A 15758-nucleotide genomic window follows, 5' to 3' on the forward strand; every position below is an offset into this window, starting at 1 on the left:
GTGCCGGGTGGCGGCTTCGCCTTACCCGGCGTACTTTTTCTGTGAGATCAGAATTATGTTCGACACCCTTTCCAAAGCAGGTAAGTACCTGGGCCAGGCCGCCAAAATGATGATCGGCGTGCCGGATTACGACAACTACGTCGAGCACATGCGCGTCAACCATCCGGATCAGACGCCAATGACCTACGAAGCATTTTTCCGCGAACGCCAGGACGCCCGCTACGGCGGCAAGGGCGGGGCGAAGTGCTGTTAACCCTCTTTCGGCAGATAGAGGCTGATCTGCTCCTGCTTACAGCCGTAGAGCGCCGCCAGCTTCTCGCGGGTGCGCTTCTGCGGACGGGAGTCCAGCGCTTCCAGCTGTGACACGGCGGACTGGCTGATGCCGAGCTTTTCGGCGACCTCCTGCTGGGACATCCCGCGCAGGATGCGCCACGCAGCCTGCAGGCTGACGTTTTCTTTATGCATCACGTCGCATACTTCGCCTGGCAGCATGACGTTATCATAGATGTCTGATTCATAAGGAATATCTTCCCAGTCGCTTTCATCCTCGTCGTCGTACTCCAGCAGAGCCAGGCGCATACGAAAGTAATCACTGTAAGGAATGACGACATACTGGTCTTTTCCTTCTTCATCCTTGATGTACTGAATAGTCATATTCGGCATGCTCCTCATGCAGGTAGGTGGTGGTGGTTCGGCGTTTAACCGCCACTATCGATTTTAGAAAATGGCTTATCTGCCGTTTTTGACCAGACAATCTTCATCCGTACCTCCACTGTACGACCACACAAAATATAAGGAAATAATAAGACTATTAGATAAATTCCGAATTTCTTATGGGGTAGGGTAGAGCGGAGAAAAAACGCAGGTAAGCGGCAAAACGCAACGCGTCGAGGCGGCTCGAAAAGGCCTCTGCCGGGCGACAGAGGCTTGCAGAAAATGTGCGATCAGGCGTTCAAACCGCCATCCACGTCCAGCCCGGTGCCGGAGATCTGCCCGGCGGCCGGGCTGGCGAGGAAGGTGACCGCCGCGGCGATGTCTTCCGGCTGGCCGTAGTGACCTAACGCAATAAGTTGACGCTGGGCATCGGCCTGCTCGCCATCTTCCGGGTTCATATCGCTGTTGGTCGGGCCGGGATGGACGAGGTTAACGGTGATCCCGCGGGGGCCTAAATCGCGCGCCAGGCCGCGGGTAAGGGAGTTGAGGGCGGACTTGGTCATCGAGTAAACCGCGATGCCCGGCTGCGCCACGCGGTTAGCCAGACAGCTGCCGATGTTGATGATGCGCCCGCCGTCTGACATATGCACCAGCGCCTCCTGGATGGCGATAACCACCCCACGAATATTGACGTTGATAAGCGCGTCGATGTCCGCCAGCGTCATGGACTCCAGCGGGCCGCCGCGCGCGATCCCGGCGTTGTTGACCAGAATGTCCAGCCCGCCGAGGGAACGCGCCGCATGGGTGACGGCATCCTGAATCGCCTGCGCGCTGGCGCTGTCGGCCTGCACCGCTTCACCGTGCCTACCCAGCGCCTTTATTTCCTCGGCGACCGCCTGGGCTTTATCGGCCGATTTTTCATACGTAATAACCACGTCGGCGCCGGCGCGCGCCAGCGACAGGGCGATAGCCCGACCCAACCCACGGCTGGCGCCGGTAACCAGCGCCTTCTTACCTGTTAAATCGATCTGCATGATGACCTCGTTGCGAGAGTGGTGAGAATCATCATTAGGTATAGACGGTCGGGGTGATTAACGGCTGAAGTATTCCACCTTCTCAAACGCCGCGCGCAGAACCTCAGGGGTTAACGTCACCGGTAAATAGTGAATCGACTCGCCCGGGCGCAGGGTATGGGCAATGACCCGGTCAAGCTCTGCGCGGTTAGTGATATCGACCTCCAGCGCCGCCAGCGTCGCCGGCAGGTTAAAGCGCTGCCAGGCCTGCACCAGCTGCGCAAGGACCTCATCCTGACCGAGCAGGGCGCTTTGCACCAGAATGCCGTAGGCCACTTTGGTGCCGTGGAGGAATTTATCCGTCTGCGGTAGCACCGTCAGCCCGTTGTGCACCGCATGGGCGGCGGCGACCCGGGTGTAGCGTTCCCCCAGCCCGCCAACCATCCCGCCGCCGGCGATAACTGCATCCACCACATCGCGAAACGCCTGGCTCAGCTCGCCGCGGCGCTGGTCCGCCAGCGCCGTTTCGCTGCTGGCCAGCAGCACGTCGCGGATCGCCAGCGCGCCGTTAATCCCCAGCCGCACGGTGAGCGGCAGGGCCTCCGGCTGCGGCGCCAGCACCACTGCCTCATACCATTTGGCTAAGGTGTCGCCAATGCCCGCCAGCAGGTACTCCGCCGGGGCGTTGAGAATGATGCGCGGCTCGACCAGCACCAGGAAATTCGCGTCATCGAAGATCTCAAAATTCAGGGCCTGTCCGGCGTCGCTGTACCACACCGACAGCGGCGTCCATGCCGCGCAGGTGGCGGCGATGGTCGGGATGGCCACCAGCGGAACCCCCAGGCGGCGGGCCAGCACTTTCGCGCTGTCGAGCAGCGCGCCGCCGCCTACGCCAATCACTACCGCCCGATCGTCACCTGAGGCCTGCGCCAGCCCCGCCACGTCGCGTTCGCTGCAGTGGCCGGTAAAGCGGATCTTTTTCGCTTCCGGCAGGTGGAAGGCCGCCGGCAGAAAAGGTTCGGCGCCGGCCAGGGCGCGCTCGCCATAGACCCACACCGCCCGCGACAGCTGGTCGGCGTTAAAAAAATCGCTTAGCCGCTGAAGGCTGCCAGGGTGGGAGAAATAGTTGGCCGGGCCGGGCACGACGCGGATCTCGCTGTTGCTCATGAAAGCTGTCCTTATAGGTGTTGGGCTAACCTGATGTTATGTCTGGACATCCAGATGGCTAATATTATTTCGTTGTATCTTATGCTTTTTACGCAGTTGTCAGCCAGCGGCGGCTATGAAAAATTCGTTAAATCAGAAGATTAATTGCCGCACGGGAGCAGTGATGAGCGCGAATCGCCTTGAGATGCATAACATTAGCCTGGCCTTCTCCGGCTTTCAGGCGCTGAACAAGGTAGCCTTCACCCTTCATGGCGGGTCGGTGCATGCCCTGACCGGCGCCAACGGCGCGGGTAAGTCGACGCTGATGGCGGTACTGTGCGGCACCCACGCCCATTATCAGGGCGAAGTGACGATCAATAACCAGCCGGTCACCATTCGTTCGCCGCGGGATGCCAAACAGCTGGGGATCCACCTGGTGCAGCAGGAGGTGGACGTGGCGCTGGTGCCGGGCCTGAGCATTGCCGAAAACATCATGCTGGACAGGCTGGCGGAGCCGGGGACGACCTTCTGCTGGTCGCGGGTTCGGCAGCTGGCGCGCGAGGCGCTGGCGCAGCTGGACGTGGCGCTGGACGTCAGGCGCTCTATTGACAGCTGCACGCTCGCCGAAAAACAGCAGATCCTGCTGGCCCGCGCCCTGTCGCACCATTGCCGCTTTCTGATCCTCGATGAACCCACCGCGCCGCTGGATCAGCATGAAAGCGAACGCCTGTTTGCGGTGGTACGCCGTCTGCAGCAGCAGGGGATCGGGGTGGTGTTTATTTCGCACCGCATCCACGAGCTGAAGGCGATCTGCGACACCCTGACGGTGCTGCGCGACGGGCGTCTGATTGAGAGCGGCCCGATGGCGCCGCTGAGCGGGGAACAGATTGTCGATAAGATGCTGGGCCACGAGCTGAGCGATATCTTCCCGCCGCCGCGTCCGCCGCACGGTGAAGAAGTGCTGCTGCAGGTGGAAGGGTTGCACGATGAGGCGCTGCTGCAGGATATCTCGCTGCGCCTGCGTAAGGGGGAAATTCTGGGGATCGCCGGGCTGGCCGGGGCGGGCAAAACCGAGCTGTGCAAAGCGCTGTTCGGCGCCAGCAAAAGCCGGGTGCAGCGCGGCGAGCTGAACGGCCAGCCGTGGCGGCCGCGGGATCCCGCCGACTCGGTGGGGCGCGGCCTGGCGCTGGTCCCGGAGGAGCGGCGCAAAGAGGGCATTTTCATCGAAGAGCCGATCGCGATGAACCTGGCGGTCAGCGCCGATAACCACTTTTCGCGCTGGAGCCTGTTCGGCCATCGCCAGGCCTGGCGCTGGGCGGAGGAGGTGATAGCCCGCCTCGGCGTGCGCGCCACCGGTCCCGGTCAGACGCTGCGTCGTCTGTCCGGCGGCAATCAGCAGAAGGTGGCCATTGGCAAATGGTTGCGCGGCGATGCCAACGTTTTGATTTTTGACGAACCGACCAAAGGGGTCGATGTGAAAGCGAAAACCGATCTGTTCATGCTGATCGATGGTCTGGCGCGGGAAGGCAAAGGGGTGATTTATGCCTCGGGTGAATTCGCCGAGCTGGTCGGTTTATGCGACCGCATCTGCGTACTATGGGACGGACGGATCGTGGCGGAGATCCCCGGCGCGGAAGCCCGGGAAGAGACACTGCTTTATTATTCAACCGGAGGAGCGGCAGCGTGAGCAAGGCCCTGGCAGTGAGCGCGACGGTATCGGGCCGTCAGCGATTTTTTGATTTTCTCTATAAGTGGGGCATGTTGCTGACCGTGGTGCTGCTGGTGGCGGTCTTTGGCTTCGCCTCGGACAACTTCCTTGACCCGTTCAACATCATCAACATTCTGCGCTCGATAGCCATCGTGACGGTGATTGCCATTGGGGTGTCGATTTCCCTCACCATCGGCGGCTTCGATCTGTCCGTCGGATCGACGGCGTCGCTGGCCAACGCCCTGGTGATCTCTCTGTTTGTCTGGCACGGCCTGGGGACCACCGAAGCCATCCTGATCACCCTCGCGCTCTGCACCCTGGTGGGGCTGTTTAACGCCTTTCTGATCGTGGTGCTGCGCATCCCCGACATGCTCGCCACCCTGGCCAGCCTGTTTGTGATTCAGGGGGTGGCAATGACATACAGCTACGGCGGGTCGATTACCGAAAACATGGTGCTGCCGAGCGGCGAGATGGCGGACGGCACCCTCCCGGCGGCGTTTGGCGCGCTGGGCCAGGTGCCGACCATCGTCATCATCATGCTGGTGGTGACGCTGGTCGCCCAGCTGGCGCTGTCGTTCACCACCCACGGCCGGCGGATGTACGCCATCGGCGGCAACCCGGAGGCGGCGCGGCTCTCCGGCCTGCGGATCACGCGTTATAAAGTGGCGGCGTACGTGATTGCCTCGCTGCTGGCCGGGCTCGGCGGCATTCTGCTGGCCTCGCGTATCGGATCGTCGCAGGTTAACGCCGGCGGCGGCTATCTGATGGACGCGGTGGCGGCGGCCTGGATCGGCTTTTCGCTGGCCGGCTCCGGCAAACCGAACGCCCTGGGGACGCTGGTGGGGGCGGTGATCCTCGGCGTGCTCTCCAACGGGCTGGTGATGCTCTCGGTGCCGTATTACGCGATGGACATTATTAAAGGGCTGGTACTGGCTGGCGCGCTGGCACTGACCTATTTTCAGCGCCGTACTTAACATTTTACAGGGTAAACCGCATGAAAAAGATCGCACTCTCTCTCATTACGCTGGGTCTGCTGCAGTCGACGGCGGCGCTGGCCACCGCCCCGACGCCGGTGCCGGCGGCCATTGCCGAACACAATGGCCCGATCCGCATTGCAGTGATCCGCAACCTGGGGTCTGACGATAACACCACCCAGTTTGTCGCCGGGGCGCTGCAGGAAGGCAAAAAGCTCGGTTTCAAAATCAGCACCTTCCTGAGCAACGGCGATGACGCCAAGTTCCAGGACTTCGTCAACCAGGCGATCAGCCAGAAATACGACGGCATTATTCTCTCCCAGGGGCGTGACCCCTATTCGACGGCCCTGGTGAAGAAGGCGGTGGACGCCGGGATCAAAGTGGCGGTGTTCGATACCGCGGTGAGCGGCGAGATCCCCGGCGTGACGGTCAGCCAGCAGGATGACGCCTCACTGACCGATCTCTCCTTTGGCCAGCTGGTGAAAGATTTCAACGGCAAAGCCAACATCGTCAAGCTGTGGGTGGCGGGTTTCCCGCCAATGGAGCGCCGTCAGGCGGCTTACCAGACGCTGCTGAAGCAAAATCCGGGGATTAAAGAGCTGGAGTCGATCGGCGCCGTTTCGTCCGATGTGCAGGGCGATACCGCTAACAAGGTGGGGGCGATCCTCGCCAAATATCCGAAAGGGAAAATCGACGCTATCTGGGGCACCTGGGATGCCTTTAGCCAGGGGGCCTATAAGGCGCTCAAAGAGAACGGCCGCACCGAGATCAAACTCTACAGTATTGATATTTCCAACCAGGATCTGCAGCTGATGCGCGAAGCCGGCAGCCCGTGGAAGGTGAGCGTGGCGGTGGATCCGAAGCTTATCGGCGCGACCAACGTGCGGCTGATCGCCAATAAGATCGCCGGCGAGCCGACGCCGGCCACCTACGACTTCAAGGCGGCGGCGATCCCGCAGGCGCTGCTGGCGGCCCAGCCGGGGGCGGTGAACGTGGCCTCGCTGGGGAAAATCATTCCGGGCTGGGGCCAGACGGAAGACTTTATCGCGCCGTGGTTTGCGACGCTGGAAGCGAAAAACAAATAAAACGAAGCCGGGTGGCGGCGGGGGCGGCCTGTTGCCCTTTCCCACAGGGAGAGGGGGAAAACCAACAGCACCCGTAGGCCCGGTAAGCGCAGCGCCACCGGGCGAAAGGAATTCCCTATGTCAGCATTACCTTCCCCAGAATACAGCCGCAATATGCGGCTGATCGGCCATAGCGACCAGGGCGGTCGTCCGGACGGCGTCCAGCTGATGGTGCACCGCGGATTCGCCTATATCGGCCATATGGTGTCGCAGGGTTTTTCCGTGGTCGATGTTCGCGATCCGACCCGGCCCACCACGGTCAACTATATTGCCGCGCCGCCGGGCACCTGGAACGTGCACCTCCAGGCGCATGACGATCTGCTGCTGGTGATCAACGCCCGGGATCTGTTTGCCGATGCCCGTTTTGCCGATGAGAAGGTGTACTACACCCGCTCGGTGGGTGACACGGTCAGCGATGTGCAGGACAACGGCTGGAGCGCCGGGCTGCGCGTGTTTGATATCTCCACGCCGGATAAGCCGCGTGAAATTGGCTTTCTGTCGCTGAGCGGTATCGGCATTCACCGCATCTGGTACGTCGGCGGCCGCTGGGCGTATGTGTCCGCGCTGATCGACGGTTTTACCGACTACATCTTCCTGACCATCGATCTGGCCGATCCGCGTAAACCGCAGGTTGCCGGGCGCTGGTGGCTGCCGGGGATGCACCAGGCGGGCGGTGAAACACCGGACTGGCCGCAGGGTAAACGCTATGCGCTGCACCACGCCATTATTGCCGGGGATACCGCCTACGGCAGCTGGCGCGACGGCGGCCTGACGCTGCTGGATGTCAAAGACCGTACCCAGCCGACGCTGATTAGCCATCGCAACTGGAGCCCGCCGTTCGGCGGCGGAACGCATACCGCGCTGCCGCTGCCGGATCGCGATCTGCTGGTGGTGCTGGATGAAGCGGTGCTCGACCATCAGGAGGACGGCGAGAAGCTGATCTGGCTGTTTGATATTCGCGAGCCAGCGAACCCGGTAAGTATCTCGACTTTCCCACAGCCTGATGAAATCGACTATGTGGCGAAAGGGGCGCACTTCGGGCCGCATAACCTGCATGAGAACCGGCCGGGGAGCTTTGTCAGCTCAACGCTTATCTTCGCCACCTATCAGAATGCCGGCGTGCGGGCGTACGATATTTCCAACCCGTATCGTCCGCTGGAGACTGGGGCGCTGGTGCCGGCTGCTCCTGAGAGGATGATGGATACCCGTCCCGGCCGCCCGCGGGTGATCCAGTCCTGCGATGTGTTTGTCGATGCGCAGGGCATTATCTACAGCACCGATTACAACGGCGGGCTGTCGGTGATTGAGTATCTGGGGTAAGGACAAGGTAAACGCAAAAAGGCAATGACAATTGCCTTTTTCTGGCTGATGACAAACCTGTTTCGTTATTGTGCTCGCATGTCTGCCGGGTGGCGGCTTTCGCCTTACCCGGCCTACAAAAGACTGCAATATCAAACCGTCATGCGGTTATCTGTAGGCCCGCGCAAGCGCAGCGCCGCCGAGCAATCTCAGAAGATTGCACTTTTTAGGCTTTGCTCCCTCTTCCAGGGGAGAGGCCTGGGGTGAGGGCAAGGTCAACGCAAAATTGTGCTCGCATGTCTGCCGGGTGGCGGCTTTCGCCTTACCCGGCCTACAAAAGACTGCAATATCAAACCGTCATGCGGTTATCTGTAGGCCCGCGCAAGCGCAGCGCCGCCGGGCAATCCCAGAAGAATGCACTTTTTAGGCTTTGCTCCCTCTCCCTGTGGCAGAGGGCCGGGGTGAGGACAAGGTCAACGCAAAATTGTGCTCGCATTTCTGCCGGGTGGCGGCTTTCGCCTTACCCGGCCTACGAAAGACTGCAAGATCAAACCGTCATGCGGTTATCTGTAGGCCCGCGCAAGCGCAGCGCCGCCGGGCAATCCCTGAAGATTACACTTTTTTAGGGTTTGCTCCCTCTCCCTGGGGTGAGGGCAACAGGCCGCGCTCAGCTGTACTGGCGCACCCGCGCCAGCAGCTCGTCGACGCTGTCGATACGCTCGGCCAATACGATCAGCGCTTTGCCCAGGGTAATGGCGTGGCGCAGGCACTCATGCCGCATAGCGTCATCCTGGATAGTGTCGATATCCGCGACGTGCGACAGCCCGACGCTGCGGCGGATCAGTTCGCTGCCGCAGTAGCCGACCGCGTCCGCCCAGACCTTTTTCAGAAAGGCGGAGGCGTAGCCGGGGTAAGCCAGCGCCGCGTCGCGGGTTTTCTCCGCCGCCAGCGCCTGGAAGCGCTCGGCAAAGGTGGTCCACAGCTGGTGGATGTCGTTCAGCCGCTGCTCGCGCGCGGCGGCGGCGTCGCGAATGCCGAGCTGGCCCGGCAGGCCGCAGTAGTTCAGCAGCAGGTTGCCGATGGCGGTGCCGATATCGAAGCCGATGGGGCCGAAGTAGCCGAACTCGGCGTCGATGGCCTTCAGGCTGCCTTCGGCAACGAAAATCGACCCGCTGTGGATATCGCCGTGTAGCAGCGCTTCCGCATGGGCAAAGAAACGGTGCTTCAGCGCCGCCACCGCCAGCTTAAGCTGGGCGTCGTCGCGCAGGGCGGCGACATCGGCCTCCAGCTCCGCCGGGTAGTTATTGCGCGCGTGGATCTGATACGGGTCGTTAAAGAACAGATCCTCGGTGATCTCGCACATCGCCGGGTTAATAAACTGCGCCACCTGCGCCTTTTTCTCGTGGGGATGGAGATAGAAATCGCTGGTGTGAAACAGCACCTGCGCCAGATAGTCGCCAAGCTGGCGGGCCGCCTGAGGGTAGTAGACGTTAGCGATAAGCTCCCCGCGCCAGATGCGGTGGTCAGAAAGATCTTCCATCACCATCACCGCCAGTTCGGGATCAAAGTGATGGATTTTTACCGTGTGCTGCGGGCTGTGCTGATAGTGGGCGACCAGGGTCTGCGCTTCCAGACGGGCGCGGTCAAGGGTCAGCGGCCAGGATTCGCCGACGCAGCGCACGTAGGGCAGGGCCTGTTTGACGATCGCCCGGCTGACGCCCTGGCGATCGAACACTTTAAACACCAGATTGAGGTTGCCATCGCCCACTTCCTGCGCGCTGACCAGCTCAGATGGGTTGTCGATGCCGGCGAACTGCTGCGCGTAAGCCACGGCGTCGTGGGCGGTGAAGGTATGGTATTGCGACATTGCCTCGATCCTCGAATTCTGATTAAGCCGTTCAGACGTCTATACTTCTGGATTTCATCCTGACACAATGTGATACAACAACGCAACAGGGATTTAACGACATGCAGACATTACAGACCACCAGCCTGCGGGTGAGTGAAAATCAGCTTTTTATTCTCGACCAGCAGGCCTTGCCGCAGGAAAAACGCTGGCTGGCGGCGGATAACGTTGCGCTGCTGGTGGACCATATTCACGCCCTGCGGGTGCGCGGCGCGCCGTTGATTGGCCTGTCCGCCAGCCTGCTGCTGGCCCTGCTGGCCCAGCGCGGCCTGAGCCGGGATGAACTCCAGCAGGCGCTGGAGACGCTGCGCGCGGCGCGGCCGACGGCGGTCAACCTGATGAATAATCTGGATCGCATGAAGCAGGCGCTGGCCCGGGAGGATTACCCGCAGGCGCTGGAAGCGGAAGCCCTGCGTCTGGTCGAAGAAGATAAACAGCTGTGCGACCGCATCGCTGAGGCAGGCAGTGCGCTGGTGAAGCCCGGTAGCCGCCTGCTGACCCACTGCAACACCGGTGGCCTGGCGACCGCCGGGGTGGGGACCGCCCTGGGCGTTATCGCGCTGGCGCACCGGCAGGGAAAGGTGGCCAACGTGTGGGTCGATGAAACCCGGCCGCTGCTGCAGGGCGGACGTTTAACCGCGTGGGAGCTGGGCGAACTGGGCGTGCCCTATCAGCTGATCACCGATTCAATGGCCGCCAGCCTGATGGCGCAGGGGCAGGTGGATGCGGTGTGGGTCGGCGCCGACCGTATCGCCGCCAACGGCGATGTGGCGAATAAAATCGGCACCTATTCGCTGGCGGTTTTGGCCCATTACCACCAGATCCCGTTCTACGTCGCTGCGCCGCAGACGACCCTCGATCGCCATTGCCCGAACGGGGCGGCCATCCCCATTGAGCAGCGCGCCGCGGCGGAAGTGACCGGGGTGGCGGGCAGCTTTGGCGCGGTACAGTGGGCGCCGACCGGGGCCACCGTTTACAATCCGGCGTTCGACGTCACGCCTGCCGGGCTGATTAGCGGCTGGGTGCTGGACAGCGGGGTGGTCACCCCGGCGCAAGTTGCCGCCGGGGCGTTTGCGGCGGACCACGGATAGCGGACCCTGTGCCGGGCCTGGAAAAAACGGTTTTCCCGGGCCCGGGCAATCGCCGGGCCGCTACGGCAGGACCATCGCTACCGCCGGGGCGGAGGGCCGGTCGATACGCTGACCCAGCGCGGTGATAGCCGCCTGGAAGGGACACAGCGTACCGACGTCGGTCTGACGGCAGCCCGGCTGACGCCACTCCTGACGCAGCATCGGGTGCTGCGCGTCCGGCGTCTGCAGACGACGCAGGTCGTCGAGGCCTTGCGCCTGGAAATAGACCCGCAGATAGCGTTCCCCGCTCTTCGCGTCGCGCCAGCGCTCCAGCACCAGGCTACTGCCCGGCGGGATATTTCCCCGGCTGTAGCCAGGCAGCTGCCAGCTAAAGTTCATCAGCGTGCGCACCATGGCGATATTGGTGTCATGGGCCACCAGCAGCAGCCAGCGTACGTTCGGATTCGCCTCTGGTTTGACGCCGTCGAGCATGGCGTTGAGCAGCACCGACCCGCGTTTTTGCGCGGTATACAGCACGTCGTTGCTCAGATCGTAGTTTTCCGTTAACAGCGGCAGCAGGGCGGTGATCTGACTGGCCTGGACGATCTTGCCCCACGCCAGCTGGCTGAGAGGCAGGTTTTCACTCCAGCCGAGACGCAGCGTCTCCACCATATTGGCCATCACGCTCAGTCCGCTAATGGTGGTTTTCCCGCTTTTGCTCTGCTCGACCTGCCACGGGGTGTCGAAGACCGGGCAGGGCTTATCGGCCTGACAAACCGCCTGTTTCAAAAGCTGGATGGCCGGCGCCAGCGCCTGCCGACGCTGCGCCAGATCCCCGGCCTTCTCTTTTACCGCCGCCAGCTGGCGGGCGGGGTCGGTTTGCGTGGCGGCGAATTTGTCGGTCTGAAACAGCGGATCGGCGTCCCCGCTGACGTAATGGATAGCGACGCCGCAGCCGGGGAAGGCGCCATCCACCAGCGCCTGGGCGGTCGCCCGCGTCCGCTGCAGCGGGCTGGCGCGCACATAAATCGACTCCGCCGTCGGGCATCCCGCCTGCAGCAGGCCAAGCTGGCGATAGTGCTGGCCTTCCTCACGCCCTTTATTGACCACGGCGGCATAGCCATGACCGGTGAGCTCGCCGTCATGGGTGGTCCACTCGGTCCATGGTCGTCCGGTGGCGGCCTCGATGGCTTCCCGGTTGCCGGCCGTCGGCGGACGAATCCCGTGGCGGCTAAGCTCCACCACTTTCTCCAGCTGCCAGTCCGCGGCGGCGGCAGATTGCAGCGCCAGCAGCGGCAGCGCGCAGGCGATAAACAGGCGTAACAGCCCCTGATGTCTTGCAGGCATCATATCTTCTTCCTTAATTCGTTAATCGGTTATGAGGAGAACGAGGTCTGCCGTTCGACGGCATGGCGCCGGGCGACGATGGCGGCAGTGGTAAAACAGAGTAGCGCAGAACCCAGACCGGTACCCACCCAGAACAGCGCCAACGTGCTGAAATCATACAGCGTTTTGCCGTTCTCAAGGATAGCCGTTTTATCAATAATGATCCCGGTGAGAAACTCGCCCAGGCCGGCGCCGGCGTAGCTGGCGATGCCGATGGTGCCGAGCGCGGCCCCCGCCGCTTTGCGCGAGGAGATATCGACGGCGATCAGCCCGCCGAGGAAGCAGGTCAGAGCGCCAATGGTTGCCCCGAAGATAATCATCGCCAGAATATCAGTGTAATAATTGTGCGGCGACCAGAGCATCAGGGCGAAGCCGGCGGTGTTCAGCAGGCTGATAAACCCGGCCATCACGCTGCGGTTGCGCGGGAAAAAGCGGTCGGAGAGCATGCCGGCGATGATGGTCCCGGCGATGCCGGCGATGGCGTTGACGCCGATAATCCCGGAGGCCTCCAGCGTGGAATAGGCTTTATCCTGCTCCAGAAAGAAGATCCCCCAGGAGTTGACGGCGTAGCGGTCGATGTACATAAAGGCGGAGGCGAGGGCGAGGGTCCACAGCGCCGGGTTGCGCAGCGCCAGCAGCTGGTTTTTAAACACCGAGCCGCGGGCTTCGGCCTCCTCCTGCGGTTCATCGCGGATGACGTTGATGGACGGGAAGCCGCTGCTCTGCGGCGAATCGTGCATGAACAGCACCAGCAGCACCACGCCGGCGGCGCCGAGCGCGGCGGTGGACAGGTAGCCCATCTGCCAGCCAAACCCGGCGATCACCGCGGCGATCACCATATAGGTGACGGCCTCGCCGATATTATGCGCCGTCGACCAGATGCCATAGAAGGTGCCGCGCTCCTTAACGCCGTACCAGCGCGCCAGCGAGACCGCGCAGGGGCCGACGCCCATCGACTGCGCCCAGCCGTTGATCCCCCAGAAGATGGCCAGCAGCAGGGCGTTGGTGGTCATCCCCATCATCAGGTTCATCCCGGCGCTGAGCAATAAACCGAGGCTCATATAGCGCACCACGTTGGCGTGATCGGCGATAAAGCCGTTGACCAGTTTGCCGATGGCGTAGCTGAAGAACAGGGTGGAGCCGATCATGCCGAGCTCCGTCGGGGTGATCCCCAGCTCCACCAGCGCGCTTTTGGCGACGGTGAACGATAACCGGCAGACGTAAAAGGTGACGTAGGCCAGGGTCATGGCGATAAAGGTTTGCCAGCGCACCCGGCGAAAACGCTGTTCATCAAACGCGGCGCCCGCTTTCGGCGGCGACGCCCGGAAAAAAGCGATAATTCCAGACATAGGTGGTTCTCCGCAGGTCGGAGGCCTGACTGATTGATGTGGTTCGTCCGTGAATGAAGTTATCGTTACTGTGTAGAGTACATAATCAGAAATAGCCTGACCCGTAAGGGTTAATGTAATGGTTGTAGGATCATCTTTTTCAGCTGCGGGTAGAGCGTCTGGCTGGCCAGCAGCAGCGGGTTGCCGCGCTGGATCCCCTCCTGCGCCAGAAAATCGTTGCTGGCGCCGCCCGCTTCGCGCATCAGCACCAGCCCCGGCAGGGCGTCCCACGGGTTCATGTGCGGCTCGTAGTAGCCAATCAACCGGCCTGCCGCCGCCCAGGCGCTCATCAGCGCGCCGGAGCCGTTGCGGATAAACATGCCGCCGTCGCTGAGCAGCGCCTGCAGAAACGGCAGAAAGTCCGCCGGGGTGACGCGATGCGAGGTGCCGACGCCCATCACCCCCTCCCTGACCGTCGTCGCGGGGTGCGGACGGATCGGGGCGTCGTTGAGCCAGGCGCCATGGCCCCGCAGGGCGTGAAACAGCTCGCGATGGTTAGGGTCATAGACCACGCCGATGACCGGTTCGCCGTCGGCGACGATCGCCAGCGACAGGCACCAGGTGTGCAGGCCGTTGAGGAAACAGCTGGTGCCATCGATGGGGTCGACCACCCACAGCACCCGCGCGTCGGACAGGCGGGCGCCGCTCTCTTCGCCGAGAAAGCCATCCTCCGGAAACGCGCTCTGAATGCGCTGTTTCACAAAGGCCTCCACCCGCTTATCGGCCACGCTGACCACATCCTGCAGATCGTCGCCCTTATGGTCGACGGTCAGCGCTTCGCGTTGTTGATAGTATTCAAACGCCAGCTCAGCCCCCGCTTTCGCCAGCTCGCAGGCCAGGCGGTAGCGGGCCTGTAGCGCTTCTGATTCCTGAGATTGCATAGTGACTCCCTATTTTGCACACGTGTGCATTTTGCGTGAAAAAAACAGCCCCGAAGGGCCGAATGAGTGTGGCCGGGTTTCACAGAAGATTCTGTGATCGATCCAGCATAAAATGATTTTTTCATTTCGCACTTTGACGAATAATTAGTTTCACCGGCACTTCGCGATGGCGCGAGGGCAGGCTGAAGCGGGCGATCCGCGTCATCAACAGATCCACCGCGTGGTGGGCCAGCAGGGCGGTATTCTGTTGAACGGTGGTGAGCTGATAGGGGCGCCAGTCCGCCTGCGGGATATCGTCAAAGCCGACGATGGCCGGTAGCGGGGCGGCGGCGGGGGCGTCCCGCAGGCCGTCCAGGGCGCCCAGCGCCAGCATATCGGTGGCGCAGAACAGGGCCTGCACCCCGGGGTTTTCAGCAACTAATTCTCGGGCGGCCTGGTGGCCGGCCTGATAACCGCCGCCGTCGCAGAAGCGGCTGGTCACCGTCATGCCCGACGTCTGAGCGATGAAAGCGTCATAACGCTGGCGGGTGCTGAAGTTCTCGCGATTTTCGCCAATAAAGCCAACCTGCCGCCAGCCTCGACGACTGAACAAGCCCGCCACCAGCTTCGCCCCCTGGGCGTTATCGCTGCACACCCGGTCGCAGCCGGCGAGGTCCGCATGACGGTTGATCAGGGTGACGGGGATCTTGCGCGCCAGGTACTCTTCCGCCAGCGACAGCGGCGGCGCGCCGGAGGTGATGATCACGCCGGCGACGTGGTAGCTCAGCAGCTGTTTAAGCGAAGGGGCGAGCTGCTGCGGATCGTCAGCGTTCATCAGCAGCGGCATAAAGCCGTTGAGCGCCAGCTGATGGACCAGCGGCGCCAGCAGTTTGCTGCGAAACGGGTTGTCGAAACCGGCGGTGACGATGCCGATAAAATTACTGCTGCCGGTGATCATCGTCCGGGCGATGATATTCACCTGATAGCCCAGAGCTTCCGCGGCGCTCAGCACCTTCTGCCGGGTCTTCTCCGACACCGAGGCGCCGGGGGTGAAGGTACGGGAGACCGCCGAGCGCGAGACGCCGGCCAGTCTGGCCACATCCTCGGCCTTAATCCATTTTTTATCGCTCATCGTCGTTTCGCGCCGTCTGTTTTCCAGGAAGCCGACGCCCGGGCGGGCGTCGGTCACGCACACTGCCTGAAAAGGTATCACAGAAAGGCGCCGACGCG

The 15758-nt window shown here is 62.2% G+C and carries 14 protein-coding genes and 1 pseudogene; 6 read left to right on the forward strand and 9 right to left on the reverse strand.

Annotated features, from left to right (window positions below; translation table 11 throughout):
- The first annotated feature begins 55 nt into the window (after positions 1–55).
- Positions 56–253, forward strand: coding sequence for a YbdD/YjiX family protein (locus tag ACOI7Z_RS00740; protein ID WP_023288790.1), 198 nt, complete (start codon positions 56–58; stop codon positions 251–253).
- Here ACOI7Z_RS00740 and ACOI7Z_RS00745 read toward each other — a convergent pair.
- The 4 genes and pseudogenes from ACOI7Z_RS00745 to ACOI7Z_RS00760 form a co-directional block, all read right to left on the reverse strand.
- Entirely contained in the window at positions 250–654 is a 405-nt protein-coding gene (locus ACOI7Z_RS00745; RefSeq protein ID WP_032455082.1) for a helix-turn-helix domain-containing protein, read from the reverse strand. The two genes, ACOI7Z_RS00740 and ACOI7Z_RS00745, sit on opposite strands and share 4 nt — an antisense overlap.
- Positions 629–712, reverse strand: a pseudogene (locus tag ACOI7Z_RS00750) (type II toxin-antitoxin system RelE/ParE family toxin); the annotation flags it as partial. The gene ACOI7Z_RS00745 and the pseudogene ACOI7Z_RS00750, both read right to left, overlap by 26 nt.
- A 232-nt stretch (positions 713–944) precedes the next feature.
- A complete protein-coding gene (locus tag ACOI7Z_RS00755; RefSeq protein WP_004885764.1) occupies positions 945–1688 on the reverse strand; it encodes an SDR family NAD(P)-dependent oxidoreductase in 744 nt (247 codons plus the stop codon).
- 57 nt (positions 1689–1745) lie between these two features.
- Positions 1746–2834, reverse strand: coding sequence for an oxidoreductase (locus tag ACOI7Z_RS00760; protein WP_087849777.1), 1089 nt, complete (start codon positions 2832–2834; stop codon positions 1746–1748).
- Positions 2835–2997: 163 nt separating this feature from the next.
- Between ACOI7Z_RS00760 and ACOI7Z_RS00765 the strand changes: the two genes are divergently transcribed.
- The 4 genes from ACOI7Z_RS00765 (at position 2998) to ACOI7Z_RS00780 (ending at position 7939) form a co-directional block, all read left to right on the forward strand.
- Positions 2998–4500 (forward strand): sugar ABC transporter ATP-binding protein, encoded by a 1503-nt coding sequence (locus ACOI7Z_RS00765; protein WP_087849776.1) that lies wholly within the window; start codon positions 2998–3000, stop codon positions 4498–4500.
- Complete coding sequence (locus ACOI7Z_RS00770; RefSeq protein ID WP_087849775.1) at positions 4497–5495, forward strand: ABC transporter permease; 999 nt, start codon at positions 4497–4499, stop codon at positions 5493–5495. Before ACOI7Z_RS00765 ends, ACOI7Z_RS00770 begins: the two co-directional genes overlap by 4 nt.
- Before the next feature lie 20 nt (positions 5496–5515).
- Positions 5516–6580, forward strand: a complete 1065-nt coding sequence (locus ACOI7Z_RS00775; RefSeq protein WP_023288796.1) for a sugar ABC transporter substrate-binding protein — start codon at positions 5516–5518, stop codon at positions 6578–6580.
- Positions 6581–6697: 117 nt separating this feature from the next.
- Positions 6698–7939, forward strand: coding sequence for an LVIVD repeat-containing protein (locus ACOI7Z_RS00780; RefSeq protein WP_087849774.1), 1242 nt, complete (start codon positions 6698–6700; stop codon positions 7937–7939).
- 646 nt (positions 7940–8585) lie between these two features.
- On the opposite strand, the gene mtnK is transcribed toward ACOI7Z_RS00780, so the two are convergent.
- A complete protein-coding gene (gene mtnK, locus ACOI7Z_RS00785; protein WP_072421324.1) occupies positions 8586–9785 on the reverse strand; it encodes an S-methyl-5-thioribose kinase in 1200 nt (399 codons plus the stop codon).
- A gap of 101 nt (positions 9786–9886) precedes the next feature.
- Between mtnK and mtnA the strand changes: the two genes are divergently transcribed.
- On the forward strand, positions 9887–10915 hold the full coding sequence (mtnA, locus tag ACOI7Z_RS00790; RefSeq protein ID WP_086075242.1) for an S-methyl-5-thioribose-1-phosphate isomerase: 1029 nt from the start codon (positions 9887–9889) through the stop codon (positions 10913–10915).
- A 60-nt stretch (positions 10916–10975) separates the two neighbouring features.
- Here the strand turns inward: mtnA and ACOI7Z_RS00795 are convergent, their stop codons facing one another.
- The 4 genes from ACOI7Z_RS00795 to ACOI7Z_RS00810 all read right to left on the reverse strand — a co-directional run bounded on the left by ACOI7Z_RS00795 (position 10976) and on the right by ACOI7Z_RS00810 (position 15627).
- A complete protein-coding gene (locus tag ACOI7Z_RS00795; RefSeq protein ID WP_065882556.1) occupies positions 10976–12244 on the reverse strand; it encodes a histidine phosphatase family protein in 1269 nt (422 codons plus the stop codon).
- 26 nt (positions 12245–12270) lie between these two features.
- Positions 12271–13629, reverse strand: a complete 1359-nt coding sequence (locus ACOI7Z_RS00800; protein WP_012968715.1) for an MFS transporter — start codon at positions 13627–13629, stop codon at positions 12271–12273.
- A gap of 110 nt (positions 13630–13739) precedes the next feature.
- Entirely contained in the window at positions 13740–14549 is an 810-nt protein-coding gene (locus ACOI7Z_RS00805) for an inositol monophosphatase family protein (protein ID WP_023288802.1), read from the reverse strand.
- 121 nt (positions 14550–14670) lie between these two features.
- The gene (locus tag ACOI7Z_RS00810) at positions 14671–15627 is read right to left on the reverse strand and encodes a LacI family DNA-binding transcriptional regulator (RefSeq protein WP_072096504.1); all 957 of its coding nucleotides are present in this window, start codon (positions 15625–15627) and stop codon (positions 14671–14673) included.
- Positions 15628–15758 lie beyond the last annotated feature (131 nt).

It is taken from the genome of Klebsiella sp. C283 (genome assembly GCF_048822555.1).
GTDB classification, from domain to species: Bacteria; Pseudomonadota; Gammaproteobacteria; order Enterobacterales; family Enterobacteriaceae; genus Klebsiella; species Klebsiella quasipneumoniae.